A 15,014-nucleotide genomic window follows, 5' to 3' on the forward strand; every position below is an offset into this window, starting at 1 on the left:
AGTCGGCAGGTTCGGCGTGCAGGTTACTGCGCCGACGAGACCGATTTGTACCAGTCGTTGACTTCCTGCGTGATCTGCTCGCCGCCGTTGGATTTCCAGCTGGCAACGAATTCGTCAAACGCGTCTACCGGCAGTTTGCCGTAGATGATTTTGTTGAACGTCTCCATTTCGGACTGGCGCAGCAGATTCCACTTCGAGATCATGGTCGGCGTAGCCGCTCCGGTGAAGTAGTTCTGTTTGCGGACGTCTTGTTGGGACATGACGACTTTGGCCGCCTGCCAGTTTTCCGGTTTGCGGAATTCGGCCATCTGCTTCTCGTAAGGCGTGACCGCCTCTTCGCCGTCCGCCAGCTTGACGAGCGTCTTCATGTACAGATCCGGAATACGCGCCGGGCCGGTCAGGAACGGGAATTCGTTGGAGAAGTTCGGAATCTTTTCTTTGTCGCTGGTCGGTTTGCCGTCGATAACGTCCCAGTCATAACCTTTGGCAAAGCCGTATTCGTATTCGCTGCCCGCTTTCGGGTTCGCGAGGTTGTCGAGCAGGTAGTTGTAGTACAGGAAAATGGCTTCCGGGTGCGCCGCGTCCTTGTTGATCATGATACTCGCGTTGACGCCGGAGTTTTGCCATTTCGTACCGATCTTGCCGTCCGGTCCGGCAGGGACCGGATACGCTTTATACTTGGAACCCGGTACCGCTTTGAGCAGGTCGGGAGCCGGCCAGTCCGGTACCCAGTTCGCGCCGGGCAGAATGCCCGCCGTGCCTTTGGTCCAGCTCTCGGCCGCTTTGGACTCGTCCCACAGCGCGGAATCCGCGTGGATATAGCCTTTGTTCATCCATTCCTGCAGCTTCGCAAGCGCTTCTTTGGAACCCGGGTTGATAGAGCCGTATTCCAGGTTGCCGTCCGCGTCTTTGTTCCACTGTTCTTCGATCGTGCCGTAAGCGCCGAACAGCCAGTCGAGCGAACCCATCCAGGTGTTCGTGTTGTTCTTGAGCGAGATCGCCAGCGGGAACACTTTGTCCGGAGACAGACCGTCGGGATTCTCGTTTTTGAATTTGTCCATGATGACTTCCAGGTCGGCGATCGTTTTCGGCGCCTCCAGGTTCAGCTTTTCCATCCAGTCTTCACGCAGCCACAGTTCGGTGTTGTCGTTGTCCGTATACTCCAGAATCGGCATGTTGTACTTTTTGCCGTCTTTCGTGAACGGATACCACAGCTCGGGATGTTCGGCCGAGTGGTCTTTGAGGATCTGGTTGGCGTATTTGTCGAACAGTTCGTCGATCGGCATGAACTGTCCCGATTCGATCAGTTGGTTCGTCAGTACCGGATTGGTCGGCACCGGCACGAAGTCGGGCAGTTTCTCGCCGGAAGCGACGGCAAGCTGAAGCTTCTGTCTGTACTGGTCGTCGTTGGCCGGGTACCACGTGTCTTTGTGTTTGATACCCAGTGTCTCCAACATCCACCGGTCGTGGACATTGTTTTCTTTGGTGTCGCCTTGCACGTATTTCTTCGGCATGAGCACGCTGCTGATCTCGATCGGCGGATCGTATTTGCCGGCCGTGAACGCCGCTGTCGCCGTTTCCGATTCGACTGCCGCGCCGTCCGTTTTGGAGCCGCTATCCGAAGCCCCGCTGCACGCGCTGACCGTGAACAGACTGGCGACCGCAAGGATTTTCCAAGCATTCCGTATTTTTCTCATTGCTTAATCCCCCCCGTTAACTTGTACACCTCTAGCTTACACTCGTTACTTTACCAACTTTCCGGGGAAGGCATCTATATGAGTTTGTTAGGCCGGATAGGATTTTGTCACGTTATTTGCCGGAGTCGCGATAGTCCTGCGGCGTCATGCCGAAATGGCGTTTGAACACTTTGATAAAATACGCCGGGTCCATGTAGCCGATCTCCAGCCCGATCTCGTACACTTTTTTGTCCGTCGACTTCAGCTTGTGGGAAGCGCGTTCCATGCGCAGATTGGAGACGTAATCGCTGATGCCTTCGCCCGTTTCGATTTTGTAAATTTTGGACAAATGCGTCGGATGCAGATTCACGTGATCGGCCAGCGCGCGCAGCGAGACGTCAAGATGCAGGTTTTTGTCGGCAAAAGCCTGCACTTTGCGCACGTAGAGCGAACGATTGTCTTTGACCTCGCTCGACGTGCCTTCTTTGACGGCGCGCAGCGCTTCGAGCGACCATTTGCGCAGCCGCGCGATCGAAGCGAACGCTTCGCCCCGCTGCAGCGGCTCCATTTCGCTGCCGAGCAGGCTTTCGAGCGTCCGTCCGCCCCGGTGCGCCAGATTGGTATACGCCGCCGCGATCAAAAATCCGGCTTCCATACAGTGTTCCCACGATTCCGACCAGCTGTCGTCCAGCTCGCCGCAGATCGCCTGCAGTTTTTCTTCGGCTTCGTCCCAGCGTCCCGCTTCCAGCAGGTTCTCCAGCGAAGGCGGCAGGTACAGCGAGCGCAGCGCGCCCTGCTGCGACGGGCCGGCCGGCTCGCTGAGCCGCATGACGAATTCCCGCTCGTCCCCGACGATTTGGCGGAAGTAGGCGGCAGCCCGGCGAAACGCGTCGGGCAGCTCTTCCGGAAACCGGAACAGGTCGGTCATGACGATCGACAGCGAGCCTTTGAGGAACTGTTTGACTTTGGACTGAAGCTGGATCGACAGCTTCTCCAGCAGCCCGTCGCGTTCGGCCGGCGCTTCCGGCTTGAACTGAAGCAGGAACGCCAGATAGCCGTGTTCCTCTTTGACCCCCCACACTTCCAGAAACTCGCCCATCACTTCCTCGGCCATATTGATGATCGCGTATTCGATCAGCGGCTGGCCGTTATGCCGGTATTTGCCGAATTCTTCTTCCATTCGCACGAGCAGCAGCGCGCTGGGCCCGACCGTGAACGGCAGGCCGTAATTGTGCAGCTTGCGCTCCCATTCGTCGGCCGGCATCCGCTGCCCGTCAAGCGCATCGAGCAGCAGGCGGCCGCGCAGCAGCGGCAGATTTTCGCGCAGCGCATAATTCGTCCGCTCCAGCGAGCTCACCATTTCCCATTCGGCGTTCAACTGCTCGATCGCCGTGCCGACCGCTCCGAGCAGTTCGGCGTCGCCGGGCGGCTTGAGCAAATAATCGACCGCGCTGTTGCGCATCGCCTGCTTGGCGAATTCGAAGTCCGAATGACCGGACAGCATGATACATTTGATCTTGCGGTCCCGCTTGCGGATCTTCTCGATCAATTCGATCCCGTTCATCTCCGGCATGAGAATGTCCGAGATGACGATATCGATCGGATACGTATCGATCAGTTCCAGCGCTTCGCGGGCGGAATAGGCTTTGTGCACCTGCTCGATCCCGAGCGTGTGCCACGGTTTGTTCATCGACAGATTGTCGACCCAGTGGATTTCGTCGTCGACGATCAGTAATTGCATGAGGGTTCGCTCCTTCTTGCTCTTGATGGTGGATAGGTTTGCGATTGTGGATAGGCTTGCGATTGTGGATAGGCTTGCGATTGTGACGATATTTGCGATGGTTTGAATCTATTTCAAACGTTTCGATTGCCGGGAATCGGCACGATCGGCATGAGCGGACCGGCCGCCTGAAGTTCCGGCCGCTCGGGAATGGCCCACCGGATCTCGGTACGGAATCCGCCGGCCGGAGACGGACCGAACCGCAGCCCCGACCGGCTGCCGAATTGATGGGCGATCCGCTGATGCGTATTCCACAGCCCGCAGCCCATCTCTTCTTGCAGTTCTTCGTCCATTTTCCGGTTAAGCGCTGCGTACTCTTCCTGGCTCAGGCCCGGCCCGTCGTCGTCGATGACGATCACGCAGAAGCCGTCTTCCGACTGTCCGGTAATACGGATCTCGCCCGAAGCGTACGATTTGGCTACGCCGTGTATGACCGCGTTCTCGACGATCGGCTGCAGCATCAATCGCGGAATGTCCTGCCGGCGCAGCTCTTCCGGCAGATCGATCACGTAATCGATCCTGCCGTTGCGCAGCTTCTGGATATCCAGATAGTTGACGAGCAGCCGCACTTCCTCTTCCAGCGGGGCGATTTCTTTTTCCATGCGCGTCGTGTACCGGTAGTAGGCACTTAGATTAAACGCCATCGACACGACCGCTTCTTCGTCTTTCATCTGCGCCATATTGATAATATAGCCGAGGCAGTTGTACAGAAAATGCGGATTGATCTGGGCCTGCAGCTGTTTGAGCGTCGCTTCCCGGGCCCGGATCTTCTCGTTGAACACATTTTCGATCAATTCCTGTATCCGCTGCGACATATCGTTGAAGCGTTCGAACACGAACGAGAATTCGTTCCGGTTCCGGGCATGCAGCCGCACCGTATAATCGCCGCTTTGCACGCGCAGCAGTCCGTTCATCAGTTTGCGGATCGGGCGCTGCACGTTGCGGTACAGCAGGACGGACGCGGACACGCCGAGCAGCAGCAGCAGCACAATCGACAAATAGAACAGATTGCGGCTGGACGAGATCGGGCCGAGCACCTGGCCGAGCGGCACCACGTCGATCAGCTGGCCGTCCAGATACGCGGAACCGACCGAGCTGACGAGATAATCCTGCCCTCGCAGTTCGACGATGCGCTGCGCGGTCCGCTCCAGCGGATGAACGTCCAGGTACGCGATCAACTCCGACGACAGCGTCCGGTCCGCGCTGCGGTTCAGGATCGGCAGATCGCCTTTGCGGTAATAAAAAGGATCGCCCTGCCCGCCGGCTTTGTACGTATCGAGCATGTTGCGGATATTGTCCGAACTGAAGCTCGCTTCGACGACGAGGCTGCTGCCGGTCAGCAGTCCCTGCTCGCCGAGCGAATCGGTGTAGAACCAATAGAAGTACGGCGGCTGGCCGCTGCCTTCGTCGCCGTAGATCCATTTGCCGCTCATATTGCGCTTGAGATAGTCTTCGCTGTACTCGCCCCGGCGATCGTAATTGGCGATAACCTGGTGATTTTGCTGCGAATGCAGCGCGTAGCGCGCCGGCCAAATATCGGTCACGCCGGATTGCAGCCTCATTTTCTCCTGAATCGCGTAGCGGGTCTGCATCCGGTCGTAACGTCCGCCCCACAGATTCAGTCCGTTGAAGTCGCGGGCGTTCGGATCTTTGGAAAAGGTCAGACTGAAATCCATCATCTGATTGACGCGGGAATCGATCTGGCTGGACAAGAAGGCCAACTGCCGCGCGCTCGACGTCTGAAGTTCGCGGCTGACCACGTGGAAAGTCACGTCGTTCGAATACGTATACGCAAGAATGATAGGCAAAAACAAAATCGCGATCAGGCTGTTCATTTTGGCAAACAAACTAAAACGGCCCCGGGACTTGCCCCGCGCCGCGACGGCTTCGAACATTGGCTGCATAAAGCGCTCCTCCGGATCGTGTTCCCTAATAAAAGCCTATACGATCCTAACATTGTTATATATCTCGCCGCGCACTTGCTTGGTACTATTTATATATAGCAGAGAACGTAGAGACGCACCACACACATTTGGAAGCGGGGGAACGCAATGGAAGCGAATCTAAGCGAGCGGACGAACAAAACGGAGGCGCGCGGCGGCAAAAGAAAAAGAGGCCGTCGGCAGCCCTGGATCCTGCATTTGATGGTCCTTCCGGCCGCCGTCATGGTCTTTATTTTTTCTTATATTCCCATGAGCGGCATCGTGATGGCTTTTCAGGATTACAAACCCGCGCTCGGATTTGCCGAGTCGCCGTGGGTCGGCCTGAAACATTTTCAGTACATGTGGGAAAACGAATATTTCCTCAAAATTACCGGCAATACGCTGTTTTTTGCCTGCACCAAGATCGTCATGAACCTGATCGTGCCGTTCGTATTCGCGCTGCTGCTGAACGAAGTGCGAAAAATGGCGCTGAAGCGGTCGATTCAGACCCTCGTCTATCTGCCGCACTTTCTGTCGTGGGTCACGCTGTCCGGCATCCTGATCGACATGCTCGCGCAGACAGGCCTGATTAACCAGTTCATCGTCCATCTGTTCGGCACGAAGCCGATCTTCTTCCTGGGCGACGGCAACTGGTTCCGCTTCACGATCATCGTCAGCGACGTGTGGAAAGAGTTCGGCTTCAACACGATCATCTTCCTCGCCGCGCTGTCGGGCATCAATCCCGCCTTGTACGAAGCGGCGGAAGTCGACGGGGCGACGCGCTGGAAACAGACGCTGCATATCACGATCCCGTCGCTCGTACCGATCGCTATCGTAATTGCGACACTCGCGCTCGGCAACGTGCTGAACGCCAACTTCGACCAGATCTTCAACCTGTACAGCCCGCTGATCTACCAGCAGGGCGACATCATCGACACCTTCGTGTATCGGGAAGGCCTGCTCAGCGGACAATTCAGCTTTGCGACAGCCGTCAACCTGTTCAAGTCGGTCATCAGCCTCATCCTGATCGCCGTCTCGTACCGTCTGGCTTACCGCTTCGCCGGATACCGCATCTTCTAGTCCACCGAGCCGAAAGGAGATCTTGCCCATGTACCACAAAACGCTGCCTTATCGAATCTTCAGCATTTGCAACAATATATTTCTGACCGTCATCTCTATCGCCTGCCTGCTGCCGCTGCTGCACCTGCTTATGGTGTCGCTCAGCTCGACCGCTCCGGCCAACGCCGGACTGGTCACGTTCTGGCCGATCGGGTTCACGTTCGAGGCTTACGCCAAAACGTTCGACAACGCCAACTTCCTGTCTTCGCTCTGGGTATCGGTGCAGCGGACGATCCTCGGCACGGCGCTTGCGCTCGTCGTCAACACGACGGCCGCCTACGCCCTGTCCAAAGAAACCCGCGTGTTTGCCGCCCGTAACGTGTATCTGTGGTATTTCGTCGTCACGATGCTGTTCAGCGGCGGTCTGATTCCCGGCTACATCCTGATCCTCAAGCTCGGCTTGATGAACTCGCTCTGGGCGCTGATCCTGCCGGGTCTCGTCGCCGTGTTCAACATCATCCTGCTGCTGAACTTTTTCCGCGGCGTTCCGAAAGACCTCGAAGAAGCCGCGTTTATCGACGGCGCCGGTCATCTGCGGACGTTCTTCAGCATCTATCTCCCGCTCTCGCTGCCGGTTATCGCGACCGTGTCGCTGTTCATGATGGTGGGACACTGGAACGCGTATTTCGACGGCATCATCTATATCCGCGATTCCGAAAAGCTTCCTCTGGCCAGCTTCATGCAGACGATCATCGTGCAGGCCGACATGTCGAAGCTCGATCCCGAAGCGGTCGCCAATCTGTCGCAGCGGACCATCCGCGCTTCGCAAATCTTCATCAGCGCGCTGCCGATCCTGATCGTGTATCCGTTCCTGCAGCGGTACTTCGTGACAGGGATCGTCGTTGGCGCGGTGAAAGAGTAGGGTTTTGCGCAGCTGGCTGCGGCTTGGGGGCGGGAGCGTTTGAGCGTGCGTGAGTGCGTGATTGCGTGAGCGAGTGATTGCGTGAGTGAGTGTGTGAGCGTTTGAGCGTGCTTGAGCGTTTGAGCGTGAACGTGGAGTGTGAGCGTTTGAGCGTGCTTGAGCGTTTGAGCGTGAACGTGGAGCGTGTGCGTGTGAGCGCGTTTGAGTGGAAATAGCTGCGGGAGAGCAGCTATTTCGCGCTGTTGGGGCGCGGGAGGGGGAATAACTGCGGGAGAGCAGTTATTTTGCCCTGTCAAGGCGCTTGGGCGGGAATAACTGTGGGAGAGCAGTTAATTCACCTGATAGGCGTCGAAAACCCGTTTTTTCCGAAAAATAAGTGGATTGGCGCAGTTAAGTGTGATTTCGACGGTTGTTCGGTTGAAATAAGTGCACTTACGTCGTTAATCGGCGATGACTTCGCGCTGTGCCAAGCGTGCGTGCGATTGCCTGAAAAAAATGTGTAAAACCGGTCTTCCCGAAAAGGGAGGCCGGTTTTTTTATGGGCGATTTTGGGATTAAAAAAACCGCTCTGCCCGGTGGGCAAAGCGGTGAAGCCGCGTTAGTTGCGGCGCGCCGAGTTTCTTCGTTTTCGCCGAGGCTCAAACGGTGAAATTCGGCGGGGTGGGGATAAGTGCATAGGTGCAGGTGATTCCCTCTCTCTCGCTAGCGCTCGAAAATCGGGAAACCCCTTTTCTGCCCGGTGATTCCCCTCTCTCTCGCTAGCGCTCAAAAATCGGGAATCACCTTTTTGCCCGGTGATTCCCCTCTCTCTCGCTAGCGCTCGAAAATCGGGAAACCCCTTTTCTGCCCGGTGATTCCCTCTCTTTCGCTATCGCTCAAAAATCGGGAATCACCTTTTCTGCCCGGTGATTCCCTCTCTTTCGCTATCGCTCAAAAATCGGGAATCACCTTTGCCCTCTAAATTTCTGGGAATAGGCACGGACGTCTTCGGGCGTACGAACACGGTTCCGGCTCCACTCGAGCAGGATACGGTCGATATACCGGAAATGAAGTTTGCCTGCGAACACGGCTTCTTTCAAAGCCAGCAGGATCAACTCTTCGGGATAGCGGTCCTGGTCGATCCAGATCGAGATCGTCTCGCATTCCATCGGGGACAGAGGGCGGGCAAATTCCTGTTCGAAAATGCGGAACAGGTTGTCGACCAGCTCGGCTTCCTCTTCGGGAACGGCCGGGCGTTCGGCGCGGCGCTGGCTGCGCCGCTCCTCGGCCAGGCAGCCGGCGAGACGTTCGTACAGGCCGGCCAGGTTGTAGCGCTCGTAGCGGATGCCGGACGGCGTATCCTCGTCTTCGTGGATCGCGAGGAAGCCGTCTTTGATCAGCCGCTGGAGCCGTGCGGCCAGTTCGCCCGGTTCGAGGCCGGTCCGGTCGCGCAGCTCTTCGAGCGTCGGAAAATCGTTCAATTCGGCCTGACGGAAAGCGATGAGCTGGATCAGCAGCATCGTCTCCTCCAGGGTAAGGTCCATCTTGCGGTAAAAACGCAGCAGGGCATGGGGAAGATGAACCTGCGGCGATTCCATCGCATAGGAGACTCCCATGGCCCAAGTCTTCCAGGCTTCGTCATTCACCCGCTTGTTCCTCCTTCCGCCTGCCTGATCGGCTCTTCGCAGCATGCGTAAATCGCCTTACGGATAGAGGCGGTACAGCATGCGCGGGAACGGAATCGTCTCCCGGACGTGATCGAGTCCGCAGATCCAGGCCACGGTGCGCTCCAGACCCAGGCCGAAGCCGGAGTGCGGAACGGAACCGTATTTGCGCAGGTCCATATACCATTGGTACGCGTCGGACGACAGCTCATGCTGGGCAAAACGCTCTTCCATCAGCTTCGGATCGTCGATCCGCTGCGAACCCCCGATGATCTCGCCGTAGCCTTCCGGCGCGATCATGTCGGCGCACAGCACGACTTCAGGACGGTTCGGATCGGGCTTCATGTAGAACGCTTTGATCTCCGCCGGATAATGCGTAATGAAGACCGGCTTGTCGTAGTGATTGGCGATCGCGGTCTCGTGCGGCGCTCCGAAATCTTCGCCCCACGGCACGTCGAAGCCGTTGTTGTTCAGGAATTCGATCGCCTCGTCGTACGTGATGCGCGGGAACGAGCCCGTGACTTGTTCCAGCTTGCTCACGTCGCGCTCCAGCGTTTCCAGTTCCGCTTTGCAGTTGTCCAGAACGGACTGCACGACGTGGCTGACGAACTGTTCCTGAACTTCCAGGCTTTCTTCCAGTTCCACGAACGCCATCTCCGGCTCGATCATCCAGAACTCGATCAGGTGGCGGCGCGTTTTGGATTTTTCGGCGCGGAACGTCGGGCCGAACGAGTAGACTTTGCCGAGCGCCATAGCGGCCGCTTCCATATACAGCTGTCCGCTCTGGGTCAGGTACGCGTCTTCGTCGAAATATTTGATATGGAACAGCTCGGTCGTGCCTTCGGCCGAAGACGGCGTCAGGATCGGAGGGTCCATCAGCGTGAAGCCTCTCGTATCGAAAAATTCCCGGATTGCGCGAACGATCTGCGCGCGCACGACCATGACCGCGCGCTGCTTCGTCGAACGCAGCCACAGATGGCGGTGATCCATCAGGAAGTCGACCCCGTGCTCTTTGGGCGTGATCGGATAATCTTCGGTCAAATGCAGCACTTCGATGCCCGTTACGGTCATCTCGTAGCCGGATTTGCTGCGCGGTTCTTCGCGGACGATGCCCGTCACGTAGAGCGAGCTTTCCTGCGTCAGGCTTTTGGCATCGTTCCAGATTTCTTCCGAAACTTCGCTTTTGACGACGACGCCCTGGATATACCCGGTGCCGTCTCGAAGCTGAAGAAACTGGATTTTGCCGCTTGAGCGTTTGTTGTTGACCCAGCAGCCGATTTTGACGGTCTCGCCGACATGGCTGCTGACGCCGCGAATGTCTGTTTTGGTGGACATGCGAGTCATTCCTCTCCTGTAGGTTAAGCTTGGCTTTCTTCCACGATGCGGTACGTATCGCGGGCGATCACAAGTTCTTCGTTCGTCGGCACGACGAGCACTTCCACTTTGGAATTCGGTGTGGAGATGCGGCGCGCGTCGCCGGAACGGATCTTGTTCAGTTCTTCGTCGATCTCGATGCCGAGGTACGACAGGTTGTCGCAGACCGCTTTGCGCACGATCGCGGAATTTTCGCCGACGCCGGCCGTGAACACCAGCACGTCCACGCCGTTCATCGCGGCCGCGTACGAACCGATGTACTTGCGCAGGCGATATTCGTACATTTCAAAAGCAAGCTTCGCGTTCGGTTCGCCTTTTTCCCAGCCGTCCGTAATGTCGCGCATATCGCTGCTGATTCCGGAAATCGCCAGCAGGCCGCTGTGCTTGTTGAGCATCGAATTCATTTCACCTACGGTCAGTTCTTCCTTGTTCATGACGTAAGGCACGATCGCCGGATCGAGGTCGCCCGAACGCGTACCCATCATCAGGCCTTCGAGCGGAGTCATGCCCATCGAAGTATCGACGGATACGCCGCCCTGAATCGCTGTCAGGCTGCCGCCGTTGCCGATATGCGCCGTGATGATCTTGATGTCTTCGATCGGCTTGCCCAGGAACTCGGCTGCCGCGAGGCTGACGTAATAATGCGACGTGCCGTGGAATCCGTAGCGGCGCACTTTGTACTTGCTGTACAGGACGCGCGGAATAGCGTACAGATACGATCTTTCCGGCATCGTCTGGTGGAACGCGGTGTCGAACACGACGACCTGCGGCACGCCGGGCATGTTGACTTCGGAAGCTTCGATGCCCATAACGGCCGCCGGATTGTGCAGCGGAGCCAGATCGATCAGGGCGCGAATATTTTTCTTCGCTTCCTTGTCCACGAGTGCGGATTCGTTGAAGAATTCGCCGCCGTGCACGACGCGGTGGCCGACCGCATTGATCTCGTCGACGCTTGCGAGCACGCCGTGCGTTTTGTCGGTCAGCTTGTCGATGACTTTGCGGATCGCCGTGTTGTGTTCGAGAATCTCGCTCACTTCCACGACTTCTTCCTTATCGGCCGGCTTGTGGGTCAGAATGGACGAGTCCATCCCGATCCGCTCGACCAGACCTTTGGCCAAAACGGATTCGTCGGTCATGTCGTACAACTGATATTTAAGCGAGGAACTCCCCGAGTTGATTACGAGAACTTTCACAGTTTGTCACCGTCCTTGTCGTACTTGAAAAATCCTTCGCCGGTCTTCGTGCCGAGCTGTCCCGCGCGCACCATCTTTTTGAGAATGAATGCCGGACGGTACTTGATGTCCCCGTATTCGCGGAACATGCCTTCGAGCGCCGCGAGTACCGAATCCAGACCGAACCGGTCGCACATTTCGAGCGGGCCGCGGTTGAACTGGTAGCCGATACGCATCGCATCGTCGATATCCTGGGCCGAAGCCACGCCTTCTTCAAGCACATGCAGCGCTTCGTTGATGAGCGTGCAGATCAGGCGGGTGCTGACAAAGCCCGGAGACTCGTAGACCATGATGCCTTTTTTGTCGAGCGTTTCTTCCACAAAATATTTCGCTGCGTCGACGACATCGTCGGACGTCTTCAGCCCGCGGATCAGTTCCACGAGGTTGATCGAAGCGACCGGATAGATGAAGTGCATGCCGATCACGCGCTCCGGGTGCATCGTGGAGCTGCCGATTTCGGTGAGGCTCAGCGCGGACGTGTTGCTCGCAAGCGTAATATGGCTCGCGCACACTTGGTCCAACTGGGCGAATACCGCTTTTTTCGCTTCCAGGTCTTCGGAGATCGTCTCGATGACGAGATCGCACGAACCGAGTTCCGCAAAATGCGTCACTTTCGCGATTCTGGACAAAGTCAGCTTTTTCTCTGCGGGGGTAATGCCCCATTTCTCCAGCTTCTTGTCCAGACTGCTTTCGATCATGCTGTACGCATGCTCAAGCTTTTCGTTGTTTTTCTCGACCAGCAGCACGTCGAGGCCGCGGGAAGCGAGCATCTCCGCGATGCCTTGTCCCATAACCCCGCCGCCTACGACGCCTATTTTTTTAAAATTCATCTCTAGTATTCATCCTTTCTGGTCTCTCTTGCAAGATTGTCCACTCCTACAGCCGACATGAGCGTCTTGCATTCCCAACATCTAATCATATCTTAGCATACCCGAAATGTAAAAAAGAAATTGCAAACCAAAAATATTCGAGTCTGCCGGAGAAGGACATACAGTCTTATCATACCTCCTTTCGACAAAGAAGTGTTCCGTCACTTGCGGATATTTTGTGAGCGTAGCGATCCATTCCGCAAACAGGTCCGCGCCGGGGCTTCGACCTCTCCCTCCTCTCCGTCCGCTTCCAAGCGGGGAACGTTCACAAGGAACGGCAGCCGCGCAAAAAAGCTTCCGAAACCTTCGCCGGCAGGCAAAAGTTTTCGGAAGCTTCTCGTCAAGCAGGGAAACGGATCTTGGAGCTTCGGCTTGGGACTTCGGCTTGAGGCTTACGCCGGCAGCTGTACCAATTCGCGGAACTGCGCCCGGAACTGATCGCCGGACAGCACTTCTTCGCGCATAAGGATATCGAGCGAACCTTCGAACACTTGACGGTAGCGGTCGAGTTCGCCGCGGGTCGAGTCTGTCAAAGCGCGCAAGATTTTGTCGTTATGCTTCATTAATTCTTCCTGCGTCAGCATCTTGAGACTGACGATGCCAAGATCGGTCAGGCCCGAGACGATCATGTTCTCGACGAGGTCGAGCGCCTGCTCGAAATCGCCGCGGGACCCGGTGCTGCGGCCTCCGTAATACAGTTCTTCCGCCGCGGAACCGGCGAGAGCGATCATGATCTGCTCTTCGAGGAACTGCTTCGTGTACAGATACTGTTCTTTTTGCGGATTATGGCGAACGTAGCCGAGCGCTTGTCCGCGCGGGCTGAGCGCCACCTGGCTTACGCTGCCCGGACGCAGCACTTCGGCCATGATCGCATGTCCGAGTTCGTGAATCGCGACGCGGCGCTTTTCTTCGGCGCTCGTCTCGCGGTCCGTCTTCTCGCCGAGCATGACTTTGTCGATCGCGCGGGACAGATGCTGCTGCCCGATCACGGCCGCTTTTTCGCGCATCGCGTAGATCGCGGCTTCGTTCATGACGCTTTCGAGCTGGGCGCCCGAGAATCCGTACGCTTCTTCGGCGATCCGGTCGAGATCCGCTTCCGGCGATACCGGACGGCTTGTCGCATGCAGTTCGAGAATATGCTTGCGGCCTTTTTTGTCCGGCAGGTCCACCTGGATATGGCGGTCGAACCGTCCCGGGCGCAGCAGCGCGCTGTCGAGCATTTCTTTGCGGTTGGTCGCGGCGATAACGAGAATGCGCGGCTCTTCGTTGTTGTAGATGCCGTCCATCTCGGTCAGCAGCTGGTTCAGCGTCTGGTCGTACTCGCGCTGTTGGCCGCCTTCGCGCTTGCCGCCGATTACGTCGATTTCGTCGATAAAAATGATCGCGCTCTGCTTTTTCTCCTGGGCTGCGCGGGTTCGCGCGTCCTTGAACAGATCGCGGACCCGGCCCGCGCCGACGCCGACATACATTTCGACGAAGTCGCTGCCCGAAGCGGCGACGAACACGGAATCGGTATAATGGGCGGCCGCTTTGGCCATGAGCGTCTTGCCGGTTCCCGGAGGGCCCGTCAGCAGGATGCCTTTGAGCGGGCGAATACCGAGCTTCTTGATCTCTTCGTGCTTAATAAGAAAATCGAGCGCTTCGCGCAGCTCCTGCTTGGAGTTGTCCTGCCCGCCGATCTGCTCGAAGGTGAACTTTTCCGGTTTTTGCTTTTTGCGTTTGCGATCCTGGGCCGCGCCGACCGCAAGTCCGCCCTTCATTTGCAGGACGGCGAAAATGCCGACGCCGACCAGTGCCAGAACGGCGAACGGCATCATGTTGACTCCGATAAAACCGAGGAAAAGAACGAGCGCCGCCGCGAAACCGATCAGTATTTCCGTTACTCCTCTAGGCATTCGTTTGTCCCCCAATTCCAGGCGCCGCATGCAGCGGCAAAATGATGTACTTGTTGGCCTGTTCATCCGAAGCGGAGCTTAAAGCCACGTAAATATAATGTTCGTCCATATCGCTTGAGATCGTATAGCCGTTATTTTCGGTTTGAATTTCGGACAGCGTGTCGGTAATGAGCGTGTACCGTTTGTTGGCCATCGCTTCGGCGACCGAGAAGGAAGCTTCTCTCCACAGCGCTTCGATATCCGGCGTGGAATGGTCGGCGATGTCGAAAACGACCGAACGGTTTTTGAGCAGTTCGCCTTCTTCTTTGCGAAGTTGGGCGACCATGCCGCGAAGATCGACATTCGATTCCAGATCGAGTTTCAACACGGCACCGTTTTGGGTAATGTCCACTTGGGCGCTGGTAACGCCTGGGTAATTCTGCAGCATTTTTGCGATAGGACGTTCGATTGCGGCCTGGCGGTACAGAAACCAGCCGCCGAGCAGGACGATCAGCGACAAAGCCGCTGTAAGGGCGATAGGCAGGATACGGATTTTCAATGGGCATTTCTCCTCTTCATGCTGTGTTTGAAATTCGGACACGAGTATGACATCCATCATCGATACGACGCCGTTTTGAGCATTTTCGCAAAATGCTTTTTGGC

The 15,014-nt window shown here is 56.9% G+C and carries 11 protein-coding genes; 2 read left to right on the plus strand and 9 right to left on the minus strand.

Annotated elements, in window-relative coordinates:
- Positions 1-23: 23 nt before the first annotated feature.
- From FFV09_RS00515 to FFV09_RS00525, 3 genes are all read right to left on the minus strand, one after another.
- On the minus strand, positions 24-1,697 hold the full coding sequence (locus FFV09_RS00515) for a type 2 periplasmic-binding domain-containing protein (protein ID WP_141445858.1): 1,674 nt from the start codon (positions 1,695-1,697) through the stop codon (positions 24-26).
- A 112-nt stretch (positions 1,698-1,809) separates the two neighbouring features.
- On the minus strand, positions 1,810-3,417 hold the full coding sequence (locus tag FFV09_RS00520) for a response regulator transcription factor (protein WP_141445859.1): 1,608 nt from the start codon (positions 3,415-3,417) through the stop codon (positions 1,810-1,812).
- 113 nt (positions 3,418-3,530) lie between these two features.
- Complete coding sequence (locus tag FFV09_RS00525) at positions 3,531-5,360, minus strand: sensor histidine kinase (RefSeq protein ID WP_246098435.1); 1,830 nt, start codon at positions 5,358-5,360, stop codon at positions 3,531-3,533.
- 240 nt (positions 5,361-5,600) lie between these two features.
- Here FFV09_RS00525 and FFV09_RS00530 point away from each other — a divergent pair, with 240 nt between their 5' ends.
- Entirely contained in the window at positions 5,601-6,458 is an 858-nt protein-coding gene (locus tag FFV09_RS00530) for an ABC transporter permease (RefSeq protein WP_415663132.1), read from the plus strand.
- Between the two features lie 28 nt (positions 6,459-6,486).
- The gene (locus FFV09_RS00535; protein WP_141445861.1) at positions 6,487-7,359 is read left to right on the plus strand and encodes a carbohydrate ABC transporter permease; all 873 of its coding nucleotides are present in this window, start codon (positions 6,487-6,489) and stop codon (positions 7,357-7,359) included.
- A gap of 944 nt (positions 7,360-8,303) precedes the next feature.
- Here FFV09_RS00535 and FFV09_RS00540 read toward each other — a convergent pair.
- From FFV09_RS00540 to FFV09_RS00565, 6 genes are all read right to left on the minus strand, one after another.
- The gene (locus tag FFV09_RS00540) at positions 8,304-8,984 is read right to left on the minus strand and encodes a DnaD domain-containing protein (RefSeq protein ID WP_170314885.1); all 681 of its coding nucleotides are present in this window, start codon (positions 8,982-8,984) and stop codon (positions 8,304-8,306) included.
- Positions 8,985-9,041: 57 nt separating this feature from the next.
- Positions 9,042-10,337: an asparagine--tRNA ligase gene (gene asnS, locus FFV09_RS00545; protein ID WP_141445862.1), complete on the minus strand. Its 1,296-nt coding sequence runs from the start codon at positions 10,335-10,337 to the stop codon at positions 9,042-9,044.
- Positions 10,338-10,360: 23 nt separating this feature from the next.
- Positions 10,361-11,569: an acetate/propionate family kinase gene (locus FFV09_RS00550; protein ID WP_141445863.1), complete on the minus strand. Its 1,209-nt coding sequence runs from the start codon at positions 11,567-11,569 to the stop codon at positions 10,361-10,363.
- The gene (locus tag FFV09_RS00555) at positions 11,566-12,438 is read right to left on the minus strand and encodes a 3-hydroxyacyl-CoA dehydrogenase family protein (protein WP_141445864.1); all 873 of its coding nucleotides are present in this window, start codon (positions 12,436-12,438) and stop codon (positions 11,566-11,568) included. The genes FFV09_RS00550 and FFV09_RS00555 overlap by 4 nt, the downstream gene beginning before the upstream one ends.
- Positions 12,439-12,869: 431 nt before the next feature.
- Complete coding sequence (locus FFV09_RS00560; RefSeq protein ID WP_141445865.1) at positions 12,870-14,372, minus strand: AAA family ATPase; 1,503 nt, start codon at positions 14,370-14,372, stop codon at positions 12,870-12,872.
- Positions 14,365-14,910: a hypothetical protein gene (locus FFV09_RS00565; RefSeq protein WP_141445866.1), complete on the minus strand. Its 546-nt coding sequence runs from the start codon at positions 14,908-14,910 to the stop codon at positions 14,365-14,367. The genes FFV09_RS00560 and FFV09_RS00565 overlap by 8 nt, the downstream gene beginning before the upstream one ends.
- Between the last annotated feature and the right edge of the window lie 104 nt (positions 14,911-15,014).

The organism is Saccharibacillus brassicae (genome assembly GCF_006542275.1).
GTDB classification, from domain to species: domain Bacteria; phylum Bacillota; class Bacilli; order Paenibacillales; family Paenibacillaceae; genus Saccharibacillus; species Saccharibacillus brassicae.

Excerpts from the sequence above, each read along its gene's own strand:
- FFV09_RS00530 (WP_415663132.1), top strand. The coding sequence starts at position 5,601 with ATGGTCCTTCCGGCCGCCGTCATGGTCTTTATTTTTTCTTATATTCCC.
- FFV09_RS00560 (WP_141445865.1), bottom strand. The coding sequence starts at position 14,372 with ATGCCTAGAGGAGTAACGGAAATACTGATCGGTTTCGCGGCGGCGCTC.
- FFV09_RS00555 (WP_141445864.1), bottom strand. The coding sequence starts at position 12,438 with ATGAATTTTAAAAAAATAGGCGTCGTAGGCGGCGGGGTTATGGGACAA.
- FFV09_RS00520 (WP_141445859.1), bottom strand. The coding sequence starts at position 3,417 with ATGCAATTACTGATCGTCGACGACGAAATCCACTGGGTCGACAATCTG.
- FFV09_RS00515 (WP_141445858.1), bottom strand. The coding sequence starts at position 1,697 with ATGAGAAAAATACGGAATGCTTGGAAAATCCTTGCGGTCGCCAGTCTG.
- FFV09_RS00525 (WP_246098435.1), bottom strand. The coding sequence starts at position 5,360 with ATGCAGCCAATGTTCGAAGCCGTCGCGGCGCGGGGCAAGTCCCGGGGC.
- FFV09_RS00535 (WP_141445861.1), top strand. The coding sequence starts at position 6,487 with ATGTACCACAAAACGCTGCCTTATCGAATCTTCAGCATTTGCAACAAT.
- asnS (WP_141445862.1), bottom strand. The coding sequence starts at position 10,337 with ATGTCCACCAAAACAGACATTCGCGGCGTCAGCAGCCATGTCGGCGAG.